Here is an 18,995-nt window from a genome sequence, read left to right as displayed (position 1 = left end):
GTCTCTATGAAATAGCACCTGCCATTTTAAAAACGGGCAGATACATGGCAATGACAAGGCCTCCGATTACAACACCAAGGAAAACAAGCATAAAAGGCTCTATCATACTAGTCAGGTTTTTAACAGCCTGGTCCACCTCATCATCATAAAAATCAGCAATTTTTTCCATCATGGTATCCAATGCACCAGTTGATTCTCCCACAGCGATCATGGAGCAGACCATGGAAGGGAAAACGCCGCTTTCAAGCAAAGGATCAGCCATTGACCTTCCTTCAGCAATCCCGACTTTGACATCCTGAATGGCAAATTCTATAATTTTATTTCCAGCTGTTTTTGCTACAATATCAAGTACCTCAAGAATTGACACACCACTTGAGAGCATTGTGCTGGTCGTTCGTGTAAATTTGGCCACAGCCACTTTCCTGATCAGGATACCGATGACAGGAAGTCTTAAAAACATGTTATCCATGAAAATACGACCTTTTTGGGTCATATAGGTTCGCTTGATAAGAAACGAAGCTGCAACTATCCCTCCAATGATATAAGCTATATTGCCAATGGCAAACTCGCTCATGGCAATGACAATTAGCGTCGGTGCCGGTAAAGTTGAACCAAAGTCAGCAAACATTTCTGAAAAGACGGGTATGACAAAAACCAGAATAACACCAACGACAAGAGCAGCGACAATAAGGGTAATAATCGGATATGTCATGGCCCCCTTGACCTGTCGCTTCAGTTTGGCCATTTTTTCCATATATGCAGAAAGTCGTTTTAAGATGATATCGAGGATACCGCCTGACTCTCCGGCTGCAACCATGTTGACGAACAGCTCGTTAAACACTTTTGGAAATTTTTTTAAAGAGTCGGCAAAAGTTTCACCGGATTCAACAGATTCTTTTATTTTTTTCAGATTTTTTTTAAACGTCGGGTTTTCCTGCTGCGCTTGAAGGACATCAAGGCATTGAAGAAGCGGTAATCCGGCATCAATCATTGTGGAAAACTGTCTGGAAAAGATGATGACGTCACGCTCTTTGACTTTAGGCTGAAGAAATTTTATGTTTTTAAAAATATCTTTTGGTTTTTTTCTGATTTTGGTAGGCGTTATTTTTCTTCTTAGGAGACTCTGTTTTACCTGTTCAGGAGTCTCTGCCTCCATTTCTCCCTTGATTTTTCTTCCTCGGGGATTTTTTCCCTTCCATTCGAAAATAGTAGGCATTCTTAATCCTCTTTATAATTTTTCAAACTAAGTTAGTTTTTATAAAATTTAAATATACTAAAGCCAGATCAATTGTAAATTTTATACGGATATACTATATAAATTTTATCGATTGATTACAACAGGAGTTATTTTTTGAAAAAAAAAAATAAAATCATTAAAGCAGATACGGTTATTACCAGTCATATTAATGCGGATTTTGATGCGATCGCATCAATGCTGGCTGCCCAGAAATTATATCCCGGTTCGGTTATTATTTTCCCCGGATCACAGGAAAAAAATTTACGGGATTTTTTTATCAGTTCCACAAGTTACCTGTTTAACATGGCAGATCCGGGTTACATAGACTTTTCTCAAACATCGAGACTCGTGATTGTTGACACAAGACAAAAAAGCAGATTGACTCAGGTATCTCAGTTACTCAACAAAAAAAATATTAAAATAGATATTTATGATCATCATCCGGCCATGGAGGGCGATGTAACAGGTTCTTTTGAAATCATCCGGCAAACCGGCGCAACCATAACCATATTAAGCTCCCTGTTACAGGAAAAAAAGATTATTCCCAGCCCTGAAGAGGCAACGATCATGGCTTTGGGAATATATGAGGACACAGGATTGTTTACCTATTCCTCCACAACAATGGAAGATCTTGAACAGGCGGCTTTTCTTTTGTCCTGTGGTGCCAATTTGAATACCATAGTCAGTTTTGTGGTTAAGGAAATTAAATCCGAACAGGTCACATGGTTGAATGAATTATTAAATGAAATGACTGTCCATAAAATAAATGGTGTTGATATCCATATGTCCGTCATTTCTTCTCCCACATATATTACGGATCTGGCGACAATTGTTCAGAAAGTTGTCAGAATGGAAAATCTTGATATTTTTTTTGCTATAGTTTTAATGGACAATAAAATCAATATCATTGCAAGAAACAGGATCCCAGAGGTTGATGCGGGCAAGATACTTTCGAGATTCGGCGGCGGCGGTCATTCTTATGCAGCCTCTGCCAAAGTTGATAATCAAACCCTCGCACAGGTTGAAATAATGCTCATTGAACAGCTTCAAAAAGAAGTAAAGAGTATTCAGATCGCAAAACATCTGATGACGTCACCTGCCATCAATATTGAACCCCACGTTACCTGTAAAACGGCCGGCAATATGATGACTCGATATAATATCAATACATTATTGATTGTTGATAAAAAAAAGAACTCCTATGAAGGATATATTACACGACAGATAATAGAAAAAACATTGCATCACAAGCTGTCCCATCTTCCGGTAAAAGAATATATGAACTCCGAGGTCAGCTATATTTCTTCTGACGCTGAAGTCTCCCAAATTGAAAATATTATTATTGAAGGGAAGCACAGAATTCTGCCGGTTATCGATGATGGATGGATTAGGGGCGTCATTACCCGAACCGATCTGTTAAATTATTTAGTTGCGCATAACAAAGCACTCAAAAGGAATGAAACTGAACTGGGTATTAAAAAAAATGTCAAGAAAAGACAGGTTGAAAACATTCTTTACCAGCGACTTGATAACCGCATAAAAAAACTTCTTCAAAATATCGGTAAAACAGGCAATGAACTGGGGTTTAATATGTTTGTTGTCGGAGGATTTGTAAGGGATCTGTTGCTGAACAGACAAATCGAAGACATCGATATTGTTGTTGAAGGGAACGGTATTGAATTTGCCAAGATCTATGCAAAAAAAGAAGGCTGCAGGATCAATACCTATAAAAAATTTGGTACGGCAGTTATTATTTTCCCTGATAATTTTAAAATTGATGTGGCCTCTGCCAGGTTAGAATATTATAAAACACCGGCAGCGTTGCCTATTGTTGAGAAAAGCTCCATCAAGCTTGACCTTGCACGAAGGGATTTCACCATCAATACTCTGGCGATCAGTCTTAATCCTGATAATTTTGGAACTATGATAGACTATTTTGGTGCCAACAGAGATCTGAAAGACAAAACAATAAGAATCATTCATAATTTAAGCTTTGTTGAAGACCCCACACGTATTTTCAGAGCCATTAAATTTTCAAACCGGTTTGGGTTCAAAATTGGAAAAGTCACATCAAATTTAATTCATAATGCAATTAAAATAGATTGTTTTAAAAGTTTAAGCGGTCTTAGGGTATTATCCGAACTAAAACAAATCTTTGAAGAGGAGAACCCCATCCCTGCAATTAAAACAATGGAGATATACGGCCTTGAAAAGGTTCTTCATAAAAACCTGACGTTTATCCCAAATACATATCAATTGCTTGAGTCAGTCAATAAAATACTATCCTGGCATGATCTCTTATATGTTGATGAGCAATATCCAAGATGGTCAGTTTACCTTATGGCCCTTTTGAACCGTTGTTCTTATAAAGTCTGCGAACAAATCTGCGACAGGCTTAAGGTGCCCTTGAAAGAACGTAGCATTCTTTTGGAAAAGAGATATAAAGCTGAGAAACAACTTCATTTAATAGAGAACTCATTAAATCATACCAAACAGGATCTGTACTGGGCGCTCATTAATTTTAAGACCGAATACATTTTATATATGATGGCCCTGGCAAAAGAGGAAGAAATAAGAAAAGCCATCTCAAATTTTTATACACATCAAAAAAGTATAAGGCCTTATATTAAGGGTAGAGATTTATTAAAAATCGGCTTACCACCCGGCCCTGTTTTTAGTATAGTACTCAACCAGGTCTTAAACGCCAAACTGGATGGGCAGTTGAAAACAAAAAAAGAAGAAGTCAAGTTTGCCACCCAGTATGCTAAGAAAAACAAACTTATTGATTAAATCATGACTTTTTGTTACTCCCCCTTTATTTAATGTTTAAAAACAATCGATTTCAGGAATAGTGAACATGAAAAATGCAGATTTTTTAACCGGAATCACCACCAGTGGAACCCCTCATCTCGGTAATTATGTCGGTGCCATACGACCGGCAGTTGAAACCAGTAAAAATAAAGAATTAATATCCTATTATTTTCTTGCTGATTATCATTCTTTAATCAAAAATCACGACCCGAAGCTTAGAAAACAATCCGCACTTGAAATTGCAGCATCCTGGATTGCCCTGGGGCTGGACTATGACAACTGTGTGTTTTACCGGCAATCGGATATTCCCGAAATACCGGAATTGACCTGGATCCTCACCTGCCTTACTGCCAAAGGATTGATGAACAGGGCTCATGCTTATAAAGCGACAGTGGCGGAGAATGAAGAACAAGGACACAAGGAGTCTGACAAAGGAATCACCATGGGACTTTTTTCATATCCGGTTCTCATGGCTGCAGATATCCTGATGTTTAACGCCAGAAAAGTGCCTGTTGGCAAAGATCAGGTCCAGCATCTTGAAATGACCAGAGATATAGCAGCAAGATTTAATCATGTTTATAAAAAATTGTTTGTTCTTCCCGAAGTTGTTGTGGATGAGACTTCTGCTGTTCTTGCAGGTCTTGATGGCCGTAAGATGAGTAAAAGTTATCATAATTATATTCCTCTGTTTGATACACAAAAACGTCTTAGAAAACTGATTATGAAGATAAAAACCAATTCTCTGGGGCCGGATGAACCCAAGGATCCGGAAACCTGCACACTGTTTTCAATTTATAAGGCATTTGCATCTCGATCGGAAACAAAAAAAATGGCAGACCGTTACCGGCAGGGTATTGCATGGGGAATCATGAAACAGGAGCTCTTTGAATATATTGATGAAATATTGAAAGCACCCAGAAAGCGATATGAAGAGCTGATTAAAAATCCGTCTGATATTGATGAAGTGCTTAAAAAGGGGGCAATGAAAGCAAGAGAGTTTTCCGTCCCCTTTCTTGAAAAAATAAGAAAAACCATCGGGATTCAATCACTGGGTTAATTGTTTGATTTCTTTAGAGGTCAAATAACGCCATTTCCCTTCTTTTAAATTTTCAAGGTTGATATTTGCCATTCTGATTCTTTTTAAAACATCAACCTTGTTTCCGGTTTTCCCAACCATTTTTCGAATCTGGCGGTTTCTTCCCTGTTTTAAAATAATATTGAATTTATTTTTTGAAATGCGTTTCACGTTTGCTTTTCTGGTTTTAACTTTGTCAATAACCATACCCTGTGCCATATTCTTTAATGCAGTTTCAGATATGGGATGAATCGTCGTCACAATATACTCTTTTTCATGATTAAAAGAAGGATGGGATAATTTATTATGCAGATCTCCATCATTGATCAACAGCACCAGTCCTTTGGAATTTTTATCAAGCCGACCCACAGGATATACCCGTTCATCAATATCGATCAGATCAAGAATAATTTTTGTTTTTTGCTGTGAACAGGAAGTGACATATCCTTCCGGTTTGTTCAAGGCAATGTATATTTTGGGTGATTTCTGTTTTAAAATAACCGGTTGGCCATTAAAAAAAACCTTGTCTTTTTCAGGATCAATTTTTGTTCCAAATTCTGTGACAATCTGATGGTTTACTTTTACCCGGCCGTTTAAGATATGCTCTTCCGCTTTTCTCCTGGAACAAATCCCGGCATGGGCCAGATACTTTTGAAGCCGCATGTTTAAGACCTGTATTCAGCATTAATTTTCACATAATCTTCGCTGAAGTCACAAAATAAAAAACTGTCTGTCTCTTTCCCAAGATTCAAATCAAGTGTGATGGTGATTTCTTTCTTTTTCATGATTTGTGCCGTCTTTTTTTCAGGTTCGACTCCCAGCCATTTGCCTTTTAAAACCAAAGGCTGATCATCAAAAAAAAGATCCATCTTCTCCGGAACAACATGGGCTCCAGACCTGCCAGCTGCAGCTATGATTCTTCCCCAGTTGGGATCTTCTCCGTAAACAGCCGTTTTAACCAAATTGGAATGGGCAATGGTTTCAGATGCTTTGAATGCATCCTGCTTTGATTGAGCCCCTTTAACAATAATCTGAATAAGTTTGGTGGCGCCCTCCCCGTCTTTGACCACCATTTTAGCAAGTTCTAAACAGACGTTGTCAAGCAGGGTTTGAAATATTTTTTTAGGCCCAACATTAGTTATTTCCACTCCTGAAGTACCGCTTGCAAGTGCTAAAAGCGTATCATTGGTGCTGGTATCACCATCAACCGTAATCCGGTTAAAGGATTTTTCATTGGCTGCGCTTAAAGAAGTCTTTAACGCCTGATCTAAAATTTTTACATCCGTACAAATGAACGCCAGCATGGTTGCCATATCTGGTCGGATCATGCCGGATCCTTTTGCAATTCCCATAATTGAAAATTTCTTGTCACCTATTGTACCGCTTTTTTTCACAATTTTAGAGTTTTTATCAGTGGTAAGAATAGCAGTTGCAAAATCCTCCACATAATCGGCAGAAAGATGGGTGACGATATCTGGAATACCCGTCTCAAATTTATCCATGGGAAGATTAGCACCAATCACACCCGTTGAAGATACTAAAACAAGATCTTCAGAAATACCAAGAGAATCGGCAACCATTTTTGAGCAGGCAATGGCATCTTCAATCCCCTTGTCTCCGGTAAAGCAATTGGCATTACCGCTGTTAACAAGAACCGCCTGGCATAATCCCTTTTTAATTTTTTCTTTTCCAAGAACCAGCGGTGCTGCAACGACTTTGTTCCGTGTAAAAAGGGCCGCTGCAACAGCAGGAGTTTCACAATATATAAGCCCCAGATCTTTTCGACCATTCTTTTTAATCCCGGCCTCAATACCGGCAAATTTGAATCCTTTCATTACCCTCACTCCTAAAAAATAAATTGAAAGGCCATTATACGTTGCCCTTTGAGCTGTGTAAATGATTTAACTTAAACTTGTAATGTTATTGTTGGACATAACTGACAGGGTATGTAAAAATTATTCGATTTCAAGCATATCTATTATTGCGATTGCTTTTCTTGCCCATGGATAGGTTACAGAGCCACCAACAACAACTGCAATTTTAATAGCCTCAACGATTTCATCTTTAAAACAGCCCTGCTCTTTGCAATTTTGTATGTGGTATGCAATACATTCTTCACATTTAGAAAAAATAGAAATTGATAGTCCGGTTAATTGTTATGACATTTTTCACCTTTTGAGTTCTAAATTTAGACAAGATGAAAATATTTCTCTTATCATTGAAGAGACACTTATAGAAAGTTCTTCTATATTGTCATCTGACTTCCCATCATGTACAAGAGAAGATCTAACCCCATAAGCTTTATCGAACAACTTTTTGTTATTAACTTCTTTTGTATTTTTTAATACAACATCCATTATTGCTTGCCGCACAGACTCTATACTCATTTCTCTCTTGATTCTCCCAATGAGTGAATTGCGAACATTTTTAGGAATGTTATCTTCATTTTGTATTGCTTTAATTAGTTCATCAATTCTTTCTTTTACATGATCAGTGTATTCTTTGTAATTTTTCTGTAAAGAGAGGGCCTCTAATGATGTGATTAAAGAAATGAATTTTGCCCGATTAGTTATTTCAAGCTGCGATGCTGAAAAAATTTCCATAGATAACAATAATCTTTTTCTGTCTATCTCTGATTTATATTCAGAAAAGAAAGATTCTTTAATATCGTTTATTATATCAATAGCTTTTTCTGTTTGAGTAGAATGGGCAAAGCCAAACATTCCATTAGATGGCCCTTTTGTCCTATCATAAACGGTAAAAGGTAATGATTTATGGTAAATTAATCTTATTGGGAAATTCTTTGAGATCGAATGCCATAGAAAGGATTCCGCTAACCGTACCCCTGCCTTTTCTGCCTCACAGGCAGTTTTAAAACCTGTTAGTTTAACATCCCATACCTTGAAACCAGGATAAGTAATTTCGGTAAATTTTGATGCATTAAATTTGTTTTCTACAAATTGTAAGGAAAGATTTTCTCCTAATATGAAATCCATTTGGTCTAATTCAAATTGGATTGTCCCATTTAAAAATATTGTAATGTAGGCCCCATAAGGAAAATCGTTTGGATTTGTTTCCATTACATTCACTTGGCGAGTAATTTCTTTTTAGCTCTCTTTATTATTTCCTAATCATAACGGCGGCTGTTAAGCCGCGAGCATCGCAGGCATTTGAACAAGCTTGCCTGTTTAAATGCCGAGAAGCGCAGTCGGCTTCAACGCCATGGATAGGCGGAGCGCGGAGCGCATAGCCTACCATGGCGTTGAGAATAACAGCCGCCGATAATCTGGCTGCGGAGCGGTCAGATTATCAGTATTAATACATGGAAAATTTTCCATGATATTGATTGTTATAGGTGGATTTATTTTCCACCTATTCCGATATTCTTTTCAAAACAAGGAAATTTTATCTATATGTGCTTTTTATCTCTCATTTTATTGTAATTACTGCATTATTCGATTTAATATGGAAAATCAATTTAAAAACAAAAATTCAACCAAATGAAATCATTAATCAGAACCCTGCTTTGAAAATTTTTATACATCCGCAGGCATAATACAGGGTTTGAGGCGGCGGTGGTTTGTCGAGGAGGGTGGTGTGTGAGGTGTTGGAAATCGTTGATTGATATTCTGTACAGGTTGTTAATGCAGTGGAGCGTTAAGACCGGCAAGTGTCTGAGTGAAACGAGTTTTGCCGGTTAGCGCAACGAAATTTAGAACCTGTAAGAATAGGTCAATCGGATGAACAACACCCCGCACACCACCCGGAATCAATGCCAGGCACTCTTGAACATTTTTGATCATTCTTAGGGTTGACAGAATGGTATAAACATAATAATTGTATGTGCAAACGTTTATTTTTTGAGGTGAATATGGAAAACAATGAAAATTTTCTAGAAAGCTGCCTGTTCTTTAATACCAATGCCTTGTCCAGGTATTTATTAAAAATCGCAGAGAAAGAGTTTAAGCATTTAAACCTCTCCCCTGCCCATGCATCCCTGTTATTGCTGGTGTATGACACACCTGGAATCAGTCCAAAAGAGCTAAGCTATAATCTCCATCTGACACCATCCACCATTACACGATTTGTAGATGCACTTGAAAAAAAAAAAATGGTTAAACGTACAACCAAAGGCAAATCTGCATTTATTTCTCCCAGCAAAAAAGGTCTTGAATTAAAAAGACCCATTGCAATTGCATATAAAAATTTATATCTGAAATACACAAAAATTCTTGGCTCGAATACAGCCAATCAATTATCTTTTGCCATTTTTAAAGCCAATAAAAAACTATCTGATTTTTTAGACGATAATGGATAAAAATTTTAAACTCATTATTGAATACGATGGTACAAATTTTTTTGGGTGGCAGATACAAAATGACAGAAAAACCATTCAAGGTGAAATTGAAAAGGCTTTAAGCCTGATTCTGAACCAGAAGATAAAAATTACAGGATCAGGGAGAACCGATGCAGGTGTCCACGCGTTCGGACAGGTGGCTAACTTCCATGCTGATACAAATATCCAGCCGCAAAATCTTAAAAAAGGTATTAACAGTCTGATCAAACACCCCATTGTGATCAGGGAATGCAGTATTGTGGATAATGATTTCCATGCCCGATACAATGCTGTTTCCAAAGAATATCACTATTTTATTTTAAACAGGGAAGATCCCTGTGCCATAGAAAGGCAGTATCAATGGCATATCCGACATCCGCTGGATATTGAGGCGATGAACAAGTGTTGTCAAGCAATTACAGGAATTTTTGATTTTAAATCTTTTGAAAATACAGGAAGCCCGCGTTCTTCTACCATTCGCGAAGTCTTTTTTTCAAGTATCAGCCATTTGGACAACAGCAGACTTGTATTTAAAATTTGTGCCAAAGGATTTTTAAAGTACATGGTACGAAATTTCATCAGTACCATTGTCCTTACAGGGTTAAACAAAATAACACCACACGAATTTACCAGAATACTCGAAGCAAGGGACAGAACGAAGGCCGGTCCGACAGCACCTGCTCATGGGCTGTTTTTAAAAAAAGTAAATTATTCGTGATCTTTTATTTTTTTGACATGATCATTGTAATAAGAAATGATATCCCGCCTGTAAATTAAACCGATCAGCCGGCCTGAATCATCTTCATCCATAACGGGTAAGGCATCAATATTTTTTTGAGTCAGTTTTAACAGTACGGTGTTCAGATCTTCGGAAGATGTGGTAAAAATCAGATCAGACACCATGATATCTTTCATCACAACCAATTGCTCAATATGGAGTGTGAAAATGACTTCTCTGACATCATTGGAGGAAAAAATGCCGGATAAATCACCCTTGCGGTTAATAACGGGGAAATAGTGCTGCTTGGTGCTTGAAAATATTTTTTTAAATTCACTGAATGCCATGTCTTCATTCACACATCTGACTTCTTTGATCAAGTGCCTTAAATTACCCACCTTTATGGTTTGAAGGATATCCATCATAAATTCACCCGCATGGGCAGGAGAATCAATCCTGGATTTGACCTGATTTTCAAAGATTGTCCATTTCTGACATAATAAATAACAGATGGAACATACCAAAAGACTCGGTAACAATAAGTGATAGGAATTGGTCATTTCACTGATAAAAATAATCGTTGAAATCGGTGTATTGGAAGCAGCCGCAAAAAACCCGGCCATACCGACAATAACAAATGAACCAGGGCTGGTGACAACCGAAGGGATAAGCAGGTGGAAGAGTTTCCCGACCGCTCCTCCCATGGCCCCTCCTATCACGATGGATGGACCGAATACGCCGCCGCTGCCACCGGAGCCAATGGAGAATGATGTGGTAAATATTTTTCCTATGGCCAATGCAATCAAAGTGGGGATGGCCACCTGGTTAAAAATGGCCTGTTGGGTAATTCCATAGCCAAATGAAAGGGTATAGGGAAGGAAAAAACCAATGATACCCGTAACCAGACCACCCAGAGCCGGTTTGAAATGATTGGGAATTGACATTTTTTTAAACAGATCAATCACTCCATAGAATACTTTAATGTAAAGAATCGCCGTCACCGCAAGTACGCCGGCAAGAACAAGATATGGTCCCAACTCCAATGGATTCTGAAATTTAAAACTCGGAGAATCAAACAAAGAACCCCATCCGAAAACAAGGCAAAACGTGCAATAGGCAACAACAGAGGAAATGCCTGCCGGAATGATGACTTCCGATTCAAAATCAGGATCACGGTAGAGGACTTCTGCGGCAAAAAGCGCACCTGCCAGAGGGGCACGGAATATGGATCCAACGCCAGCACCAATGCCGGCGGCCATCATGATTCTTCTTTCTCTTTCCGACAGCTTGAATTTAGTGGCCAGAAAAGATCCAAACCCTGCACCGATTTGTGCAATCGGCCCTTCCCTGCCACCGGACCCACCTGTTGTCAGTGTTAATGTGGAAGCAATGGTTTTGATGATGGGAATCCTGCCGCGGATCAGTCCGCCTTTATGATGGTAAGCATCAATGGCAGCATCGGTTCCATGTCCTTCAGCCTCTGGGGCAAATGTGTAAACCAGCCACCCGCTTATTAAACCGCCCAGAGCCGGTAGAATCAGAAGTATCCATCGATTAAAAGGGGTTTGGGTGGAGGGCAGAAGAAGATGCTCGCCTGCCGGAGCCCCGGGTCTGTATCCTGCCATCAGATCCAGGAAATAATGCATGCCAAGTCCGCACAAATAGTGGAAAACAATAGCGCCGCAACCGGCAATAATACCGATTAAGACAAAATAGAACAGCCATTTCCCTGCGACTGCAATATCTCCTGAACCGATCTTTTCTCTGAAACCCACGACCATTAACCTTTTCTCAGGTCATTAATTCCGCTCAAAATGATATCAAACAATATTTCCACATCACTCTCTTCAAGGCAGGAAAATGCCACCCGGATATTTTTTTTACCAATGGAAATCAAACCGGTTCCATAATTTTCAAGAAGATGAAGCCTTAATTCTTCTGCATCCACATCCTTAAGCCGGATACACATGAAATAACCCGAATTAAATGGATAGACATCAAAAGCAGTATTAAATTTCGGGTTTTTTAAGACCGCTTTCATTTTTAATGCCCGATTTTTAAGGAGCTCAAATTTTTCTTTTTTATAGACCTCATAATTTTCATCTGCCATGGATCTTAAAAGAATGGTCTGGCTCAAATGAGATGAATTGGAAATATTTCCCCGGATACATCCGCCGGTCTTCTTTTCCAGTGCTTCAAGAACCATGTCATCATCCCCATAAACACCATAGGTAATAAAGCCGGTCCTGAAGCCCCAGACATAGTCTTCTTTTGTGGCTCCATCAAGTTTAACCGCTACAAGGCGTTTGTCTGCGCCTGCAAGCTGGGTAAAAATGGATTCTTTACTGGTCTGTTCTTCAAAAAAAAGCCCGAAGTAAGCATCGTCACAGGCGGCAACCACATTGGTCCCCTGCCGTGCTATATCGATAAGAATATCTGCCACCCTCTGAGCCTCGGATACACTCAGAGAATATCCGCTCGGGTTATGGGGGAAATTTAAAACAGTGATAATTTTATCATTTTCCCTTGCCTGTTGACGAATTACTTCTTCAAAAGAATCCAGATTAAACCGGGTCAACTGATCATCAAAGGCTTTGTAATGAACAATACGTCCGCTGTTCCTGACACAAAAGGTCATACTGTAATTACCCCACATCATGTCAGGCAGAACAATCACATCGTTTGCGTTCACCCACATATCAGACAATATGCTGACCCCGTGGGTGATACCTGAAGTCACAACAGGAAGGCTGATTTTTTTATTTTTAAGGAATGGATTCTTTTTATAAAGGTCAGCCTTCCATTTGTTCCGAAGTGCTGGAATACCAAACGATGGTGCATAAGGCAAATAATTATCCGGTTCAATATCTTTAATATACTTTGTGATGGATGAAAGGCTTAATACGGTATTTTTCTCTTTGGCAATGCCGATGGTCGCATTAATTTTATCTGCTTTTTGTTTGGCTTCAGCACTCTGACTTAAGATGCCTTTTGGAAAAAACAGTGCTTTCCCCATATCAGAAAGCATTTCAAAAATGTGGGGGTTGGATCCATTAATAATTTGGTTTAGTTCTTGTGCAATAGGATTCATAATTCACTCTTTTAAAATGGTTGATTGATAAATAAACCGTAAACAATTCATTAAAGCCTTTGAACCTAAAAAAAACTCCGCAGCTTTATTAAGACGGAAACCACAGAGTTTAAATAAAACTGATATATAAAGATTATCTTCTTTTGGATGCTTTGATCGGATTAATCTTTTGTTTTTTAGTGTCTGAAACGGTTTTGATATGGGTCGCGATATTACAATTTCCGATTTTCCATTTTAATGATGGATCCGGAGCGGCAATGCAATATACACCGGTTTCAAATTCTGAAGTTCTCCCGCATCCCTTGCATTCATCAATGATGGGGAAACAGGCGCCTTCATTGTAGCTACAGCCTTTTGCTGTCATGAACACGCAGTCGTCACCTTCCCTAATAGTTGTACAAATCATAATAATAATCCTGTAGTTTAATTCTGTATGTTAATCCTGTAGTTTGAATTCCTAAATAGTCTCTTAAAGACTATAAACCTCAATCAAATATCACAACATTAAAAAACTGTCAATATTTGACTCGAATTTCTCTATAACTTTTTTATATGAAAAAAGGATTTAGTATTGTATATAAATATCAATCATTCAAACCGTTCAATAAACAAAGGGTTAAATAGTATTCAACCATGATAATAGATACAGCAAAAGAAGTATTAAAAATAGAAGCCGACAGTATTTTAAAATTAACTCAAAGTATTAACGCCTCTTTTGAAGAACTCGTTAATGCAATATGCGGTTCTACGGGTCGGGTTGTAGTCTCGGGAATAGGAAAATCAGGCCTTATCGGCAAAAAGATTGTTGCCACCCTCATCAGCACCGGAACAAATTCAATGTTTTTACATCCGGTTGAGGCCCTTCATGGCGACCTGGGGATGGTGAGCAAGGATGATATTTTTATAGCCCTTTCCAACAGCGGTGAGACCAGCGAACTCAATCAATTGCTTCCTGTAATCAAAGATATCGGGTGCAAACTTGCCGGATTTACAGGAAAAACCGATTCCCACATGGCAAAATTATGTGATATTGTCATTAATACAGGGGTTGAAAAAGAGGCCTGTCCATTTAACATGGCACCGACTTCCAGTACGACGGCCCAGCTTGCCATGGGAGATGCCCTGGCAGTTGTTTTGATTACCAAAAAAAAATTCAAGCAGAGCGATTTTATGAAATCCCATCCAGGAGGAGTTTTGGGACAGCGCCTTTCCTGCAGGGTTGGTGAAATCATGTTTAAAGCATCCACTGCCCCATGGGTATTGACAGGATCTTTAATGAGTCTTGCCATAGAACAAATGGATAAATTCAAGTTAGGCGCAGTGCTTGTCCTGGATAAAGAAGAAAAGCTTAAAGGAATTATCACAGATGGAGATATCAGGCATTACATAGCCAATAATCAATTAAATTTAAATGCCCAATCAGTTGACACGGTCATGAGTGAAAACCCCCGCACATTAAGCGTAGAATCTTTTTTATATGATGCTTTAAATCTTATGGAAAAATACCAGATTACAGTACTCCCCATAGTTGATAAACATAACAGGCTTGACGGACTTTTACATTTACATGATATTCTTGGAAAAGGATCTTTTCAATTTAACGGGGGGGGGCAATGAAAACCAAAAATTTTAATGCCGACATCCCAACTCTTGGTGAAGCGAAAATCATTTCCCCGTTTAAATACCACACAAAACCGGGGGAACCTGTAAAAAGATTTGTTTCAGATGACGCAAGGATAATTGTTGATGTTCAAATGGATCATTTGGCAACAACCCGGGGAGAAATTATCAGTTTTGATCAGGCAGGTCCAAGAGAAAAAATATATTTTGATCCAAGCAAACTGAAATGCGCCATTGTAACCTGTGGCGGGTTATGCCCCGGATTGAACGATATCCTTCGGTCCATGGTATTGGAACTTCACCACATATATAATGTTAAGACAATTTATGGGATCAGGCATGGTCTTCAAGGATTTATACCTGATTTTGAACATGATGTAATGGATTTAAATCCTGACTCTGTCTCCGGAATCCAGAATACGGGGGGATCAATTTTGGGTTCCTCAAGGGGAACCCAGGATATCAGTATGATTGTTGATTGTCTTGAAAGGATGAATATTGGTATTCTGTTCCTGGTGGGTGGAGACGGAACATTAATGGCATCAAAAAAGATAGCAGATGAAATCGATAATCGAAATTTAAAAATATCGATTATCGCCATTCCAAAAACCATTGATAATGATATTTATCTGGTATCCCGATCATTTGGGTTTGATACGGCGGTGGATGTTGCAACACTTGCCATAAAGGGGGCTCACAATGAAGCTGAAGCATATCCCAACGGCATCGGGTTGATAAAGCTTATGGGCAGGCATTCCGGGTTCCTGGCCGCTACTGCTGCACTGGCACAGCAGGATGGCAATTTTGTTCTCATTCCTGAGGTTGATATTTCCTTGAATGGAAAAACCGGATTTTTACAGGCCCTTGAAAACAGAATTATTCATCGAAAGCACGCAGTTATTATTGTGGCTGAAGGTGCCGGTCAAAATCTTTTTGATGATCAGAAAAAAGAGTTTGACTCTTCCGGAAATATTATTCTCCAGGATATTGGTCTTTTCCTTAAAAATAAGATTTTACAATGGTTTAAGGCAAAAGATGTTCCCATTTCATTAAAGTATATTGACCCAAGCTATATTATCAGAAGTCTTCCAGCCAACGCCAACGACAGTGTGTTTTGCGGTTTTCTTGGCCGTGATGCCGTCCACGCCGGAATGGCAGGAAAAACAAAATTACTGATCAGCTTTTGGAACAATCATTATGTTCATGTGCCCATGGATGCGTCAGCAGGAAAGAGGAAAAATATAGATCCGCATGGGCGGCTTTGGCAGTCAGTACTGGAAGCAACCGGCCAGGATGCTTGTTTCACCGATTGATTTCAACAAATTTTCCTTTTTTAATCGTCATAAGAAAAAGTTCTCTGTGAGCAATCCCATCCTTGTCGAAAATGGTATTACCGGTCACGCCTTCAAAAATACGCTTACCCTGTAGGGAATCCTTTAAAGTTTGCCTGGAATCAATCGTTTCATCCATGGCAGTTAAAAAAAGCATGGAAGCTGTATCATAAGATATGGCTTCTAAAAATTTGGGCTTTGTATCAAACAGGGATTCAAATTTTTTTACAAACTGGACTATAACAGGATTTTGGCTGCCATCAAAAAATCCGTCAGTAATGATGGTGTGTTTGTTATATCCCTTTGCTTCTTTCAAAAGGCTTTTATGATGCCACAAGTTTGTTCCAATAAGATACATGCCCCTGGCATCATTAAATGCGAGTTGCGGTAATATCAAATTCACTTTGGAAGGAGAATCGGGAATAAACAATGCGTCAAAATCAATTTGAATTTTTTCTTCCTCATTTTCTTCCTGGGTTTCAGATTCTATAGCAATTTGCAGTAAATCGATCGTTTGATCTTCATAAAGCGCTGCATTGTTTTCAGGCTCAACAGCCTCGGGTTTCAGGAAATCAGGAACCGGAAAAAATTGTCCGGTAAGCTTTTGTATCGGCTCTGCAAAATCTGTTTTCTTTCCGTCATACGGCTCAACACCCACAACTTCTCCATCATATTCATCCACGATATCCCAGAAAAGTTCCATATATTTTTTACCATATTTTTCGTTTGGATAGAGAATTGCCACCTTTTTTATGCCCAGTTTTAAAAACAAATACGCGCCAAGTGTTTGAACCTGCATTTCAGGTGTAATAAAATTTGCAAACAGGTAATCTCCCTGCAAAGGAAAGTCACTCTTTTGTGTTAACGCGATTATGGGTATTTGTAATCTTTCGGCTTCCCGGCCAGCCTGATTGACGGCCAGCAAAGGTCCGATTATCCCGGCAACATTTTTTTGATGTAATTGTCTGACACCTTCAACAGCCAGATCCGGGTTTGCCTGGGTGTCTTTTATAATAAGTTTAAATTCCCTGGAATATTTTTTTGACAACTCCTGTATGGCCAACTGAACCCCGGATAATGCCCTTTGACCAAAAACGGCATATTTTCCTGTCAACGGCAAAAGACATCCGATTGTATCCCTGTTGAAAAGCGATTTTTTGATAACATCCACAAGATCGGCCGCGTCTGAATAATAAGGGTGATCAGGATATTGAAATAAAAATATTTCAAGTACTTCTTTGGACTTAACAGCATTATTTTCCAACGCATAATTCAACCCAAACCAATATAGCAATAAGGGTCTTGGAATATGAATGTTTTTTATATCAATAAACTCCTCTATCTCTTTTGTCGGTGTTTTACTCAGAACCAGTTCAATTCGAAAAATAAGGGATGGTTTTTCATCCTCACTCGCTTGAGAAAGCGCCTGGTTGTAGGCAAATAAGGCGTCCTGGTAATTCCCCTTTAAAGAAAATTTTTCCGCTTCACTAGATAAAATTTCAATGATTGAAATCTTTGGCTGCTCATCTTCAATTTCTTCTTTTGGTGGAGCAGGCGGCACTTCATATCCCGTGTATTCTTCAATGGGTGGTTTTACAGGCAGCTGTGTACATGCAGACAAACATAAAATTACAATGCAAATGATTAAGTTTTTATAGTGTAAAAGATTTGGATATTCAGATTTCATTAATTTTAATACTTATTTAATTTGTCGTTTTTATTGTTATTCCATACTGTTTCGAACATGGACTATATGTAAAATAAAAAACTATGTCAAAAACTCTTTTATCAGCTTTTCAGCCAGGTTAAACGGGGACCGCATAAGCCAGATTATCTCTTTATCCTTACGGAACCATGTAAATTGTCGTTTGGCATATCTTCTTGTATCCCGTTTTAGCAATCGGACTGCATCTGCCCAATCAACTTCATTGTTCATGAACATGGCCATATGTTTATACCCAATGGATTGCATGGATTTTAAATCAAACGAATATCCCTTTTCAACTAAGGTTGTTACTTCGTTGAGCAGTCCTTGATTAAGCATGACATCCACTCTTTTGTTAATGCGGTCATATAATTTTTTCCTGTCCATGTAGAGTCCTATTTTAATACTCTTGTACCTTAAGTCATCAAAGCCATGGTTTTTTTGCCGGGCAGAGATTCTCTGGCCGGTTGTCTGATAAACTTCTAATGCTCTGATCACCCTGAAGGAATCATTCGGGTGTATTTTCTGGGCAGCTTTGGGATCACATTTTTCAAGCTTTTGATAAAGACTTAAACTACCCGCTTCTTCAAGGTCCCGGGTCAATTGAGACACTGTTTTTCCACAGATAGCCTTTGACCGGAACAATCCATGTAAAAGAGCCCTGATGTATAGTCCTGTACCACCCACAATAATGGGAATTTTCCCACGGTTTGTAATGTCTTCAATGGATTTATCCGCGGCTTTAACGTATAGGCCGGCATCAAAATCATCTTTGGGATCAAGAAAACCAACGAGATGGTGTCGTGCCTGTTTTAATTCTTCAGGATCTGGTTTAGCAGTACCAATATTCATATGCTTGTAAATCTGCATTGAATCAGCACCAATGATTTCTCCATTAAACCGCCGGGCAACTGAGATGGCAAATGTTGTTTTACCAATCCCGGTGGGCCCGCAAATGACAATAATTCTTTTCATAAGCAATGTTTACATTCGTTCGATAATTGTTGACAACCCTTGTTCTATAGCTCTATAACTCATTTTGTGCTATTTGAAAATGAAATTTATACTTAT

General features: G+C 38.7%; 16 protein-coding genes. 6 read left to right on the top strand and 10 right to left on the bottom strand.

From position 1 onward, the window contains the following. Positions 1-4 precede the first annotated feature (4 nt). Positions 5-1,216 (bottom strand): type II secretion system F family protein, encoded by a 1,212-nt coding sequence (locus HGJ91_RS07425; protein WP_291347079.1) that lies wholly within the window; start codon positions 1,214-1,216, stop codon positions 5-7. Between the two features lie 135 nt (positions 1,217-1,351). Here HGJ91_RS07425 and HGJ91_RS07420 point away from each other — a divergent pair, with 135 nt between their 5' ends. Beyond that, positions 1,352-4,027, top strand: a complete 2,676-nt coding sequence (locus HGJ91_RS07420) for a CBS domain-containing protein (protein WP_291347078.1) — start codon at positions 1,352-1,354, stop codon at positions 4,025-4,027. A gap of 67 nt (positions 4,028-4,094) precedes the next feature. Continuing rightward, on the top strand, positions 4,095-5,105 hold the full coding sequence (locus HGJ91_RS07415) for a tryptophan--tRNA ligase (protein WP_291347077.1): 1,011 nt from the start codon (positions 4,095-4,097) through the stop codon (positions 5,103-5,105). Here the strand turns inward: HGJ91_RS07415 and HGJ91_RS07410 are convergent. The 4 genes from HGJ91_RS07410 to HGJ91_RS07400 all read right to left on the bottom strand — a co-directional run bounded on the left by HGJ91_RS07410 (position 5,094) and on the right by HGJ91_RS07400 (position 8,203). Continuing rightward, on the bottom strand, positions 5,094-5,786 hold the full coding sequence (locus HGJ91_RS07410) for a pseudouridine synthase (protein ID WP_291347076.1): 693 nt from the start codon (positions 5,784-5,786) through the stop codon (positions 5,094-5,096). The two genes, HGJ91_RS07415 and HGJ91_RS07410, sit on opposite strands and share 12 nt — an antisense overlap. Before the next feature lie 2 nt (positions 5,787-5,788). After that, the gene (gene argJ / locus HGJ91_RS07405; RefSeq protein WP_291347075.1) at positions 5,789-6,958 is read right to left on the bottom strand and encodes a bifunctional glutamate N-acetyltransferase/amino-acid acetyltransferase ArgJ; all 1,170 of its coding nucleotides are present in this window, start codon (positions 6,956-6,958) and stop codon (positions 5,789-5,791) included. A 120-nt stretch (positions 6,959-7,078) separates the two neighbouring features. Then, a complete protein-coding gene (locus tag HGJ91_RS16515) occupies positions 7,079-7,261 on the bottom strand; it encodes a carboxymuconolactone decarboxylase family protein (RefSeq protein ID WP_367142586.1) in 183 nt (60 codons plus the stop codon). A 30-nt stretch (positions 7,262-7,291) separates the two neighbouring features. After that, a complete protein-coding gene (locus HGJ91_RS07400) occupies positions 7,292-8,203 on the bottom strand; it encodes a HEPN domain-containing protein (RefSeq protein WP_291347074.1) in 912 nt (303 codons plus the stop codon). Positions 8,204-8,994: 791 nt separating this feature from the next. Between HGJ91_RS07400 and HGJ91_RS07395 the strand changes: the two genes are divergently transcribed. Further along, on the top strand, positions 8,995-9,441 hold the full coding sequence (locus HGJ91_RS07395) for a MarR family transcriptional regulator (RefSeq protein WP_291347073.1): 447 nt from the start codon (positions 8,995-8,997) through the stop codon (positions 9,439-9,441). Beyond that, a complete protein-coding gene (truA, locus tag HGJ91_RS07390; RefSeq protein WP_291347072.1) occupies positions 9,434-10,177 on the top strand; it encodes a tRNA pseudouridine(38-40) synthase TruA in 744 nt (247 codons plus the stop codon). The genes HGJ91_RS07395 and truA overlap by 8 nt, the downstream gene beginning before the upstream one ends. Here the strand turns inward: truA and HGJ91_RS07385 are convergent. From HGJ91_RS07385 to HGJ91_RS07375, 3 genes are all read right to left on the bottom strand, one after another. Continuing rightward, the gene (locus tag HGJ91_RS07385; RefSeq protein ID WP_291347071.1) at positions 10,168-11,952 is read right to left on the bottom strand and encodes a chloride channel protein; all 1,785 of its coding nucleotides are present in this window, start codon (positions 11,950-11,952) and stop codon (positions 10,168-10,170) included. The two genes, truA and HGJ91_RS07385, sit on opposite strands and share 10 nt — an antisense overlap. A gap of 5 nt (positions 11,953-11,957) precedes the next feature. Beyond that, positions 11,958-13,268, bottom strand: a complete 1,311-nt coding sequence (locus tag HGJ91_RS07380; RefSeq protein WP_291347070.1) for an aminotransferase class I/II-fold pyridoxal phosphate-dependent enzyme — start codon at positions 13,266-13,268, stop codon at positions 11,958-11,960. 133 nt (positions 13,269-13,401) lie between these two features. Then, entirely contained in the window at positions 13,402-13,674 is a 273-nt protein-coding gene (locus HGJ91_RS07375; protein WP_291347069.1) for a PxxKW family cysteine-rich protein, read from the bottom strand. Between the two features lie 227 nt (positions 13,675-13,901). Between HGJ91_RS07375 and HGJ91_RS07370 the strand changes: the two genes are divergently transcribed. Further along, the gene (locus HGJ91_RS07370) at positions 13,902-14,885 is read left to right on the top strand and encodes a KpsF/GutQ family sugar-phosphate isomerase (protein WP_291347068.1); all 984 of its coding nucleotides are present in this window, start codon (positions 13,902-13,904) and stop codon (positions 14,883-14,885) included. Further along, positions 14,882-16,201, top strand: coding sequence for an ATP-dependent 6-phosphofructokinase (locus tag HGJ91_RS07365; protein ID WP_291347067.1), 1,320 nt, complete (start codon positions 14,882-14,884; stop codon positions 16,199-16,201). The genes HGJ91_RS07370 and HGJ91_RS07365 overlap by 4 nt, the downstream gene beginning before the upstream one ends. Here the strand turns inward: HGJ91_RS07365 and HGJ91_RS07360 are convergent. Together HGJ91_RS07360 and miaA are read right to left on the bottom strand one after the other, a co-directional pair. Then, positions 16,191-17,840 carry a penicillin-binding protein activator gene (locus tag HGJ91_RS07360; RefSeq protein WP_291347066.1) on the bottom strand — a complete coding sequence of 550 codons (1,650 nt, stop codon included), beginning with the start codon at positions 17,838-17,840 and terminating at the stop codon, positions 16,191-16,193. The genes HGJ91_RS07365 and HGJ91_RS07360 overlap by 11 nt on opposite strands. A 147-nt stretch (positions 17,841-17,987) precedes the next feature. Continuing rightward, positions 17,988-18,899 carry a tRNA (adenosine(37)-N6)-dimethylallyltransferase MiaA gene (miaA, locus tag HGJ91_RS07355; protein ID WP_291347065.1) on the bottom strand — a complete coding sequence of 304 codons (912 nt, stop codon included), beginning with the start codon at positions 18,897-18,899 and terminating at the stop codon, positions 17,988-17,990. Positions 18,900-18,995 lie beyond the last annotated feature (96 nt).

This window comes from Desulfobacula sp., assembly GCF_014237455.1.
Taxonomy (GTDB): Bacteria; Desulfobacterota; Desulfobacteria; order Desulfobacterales; family Desulfobacteraceae; genus Desulfobacula.
The sequence above is the reverse complement of the archived record's forward strand: the minus strand, read 5'-3'. Positions and strand labels throughout refer to the sequence as shown.

Bases quoted from the DNA above. Each gene is read 5' to 3' on its own strand.
- HGJ91_RS07425 (WP_291347079.1), bottom strand. From the start codon at position 1,216: ATGCCTACTATTTTCGAATGGAAGGGAAAAAATCCCCGAGGAAGAAAA.
- HGJ91_RS07415 (WP_291347077.1), top strand. From the start codon at position 4,095: ATGAAAAATGCAGATTTTTTAACCGGAATCACCACCAGTGGAACCCCT.
- HGJ91_RS07410 (WP_291347076.1), bottom strand. From the start codon at position 5,786: ATGCGGCTTCAAAAGTATCTGGCCCATGCCGGGATTTGTTCCAGGAGA.
- argJ (WP_291347075.1), bottom strand. From the start codon at position 6,958: ATGAAAGGATTCAAATTTGCCGGTATTGAGGCCGGGATTAAAAAGAAT.
- HGJ91_RS07400 (WP_291347074.1), bottom strand. From the start codon at position 8,203: ATGGAAACAAATCCAAACGATTTTCCTTATGGGGCCTACATTACAATA.
- HGJ91_RS07395 (WP_291347073.1), top strand. From the start codon at position 8,995: ATGGAAAACAATGAAAATTTTCTAGAAAGCTGCCTGTTCTTTAATACC.
- truA (WP_291347072.1), top strand. From the start codon at position 9,434: ATGGATAAAAATTTTAAACTCATTATTGAATACGATGGTACAAATTTT.
- HGJ91_RS07380 (WP_291347070.1), bottom strand. From the start codon at position 13,268: ATGAATCCTATTGCACAAGAACTAAACCAAATTATTAATGGATCCAAC.
- HGJ91_RS07375 (WP_291347069.1), bottom strand. From the start codon at position 13,674: ATGATTTGTACAACTATTAGGGAAGGTGACGACTGCGTGTTCATGACA.
- HGJ91_RS07370 (WP_291347068.1), top strand. From the start codon at position 13,902: ATGATAATAGATACAGCAAAAGAAGTATTAAAAATAGAAGCCGACAGT.
- HGJ91_RS07365 (WP_291347067.1), top strand. From the start codon at position 14,882: ATGAAAACCAAAAATTTTAATGCCGACATCCCAACTCTTGGTGAAGCG.
- miaA (WP_291347065.1), bottom strand. From the start codon at position 18,899: ATGAAAAGAATTATTGTCATTTGCGGGCCCACCGGGATTGGTAAAACA.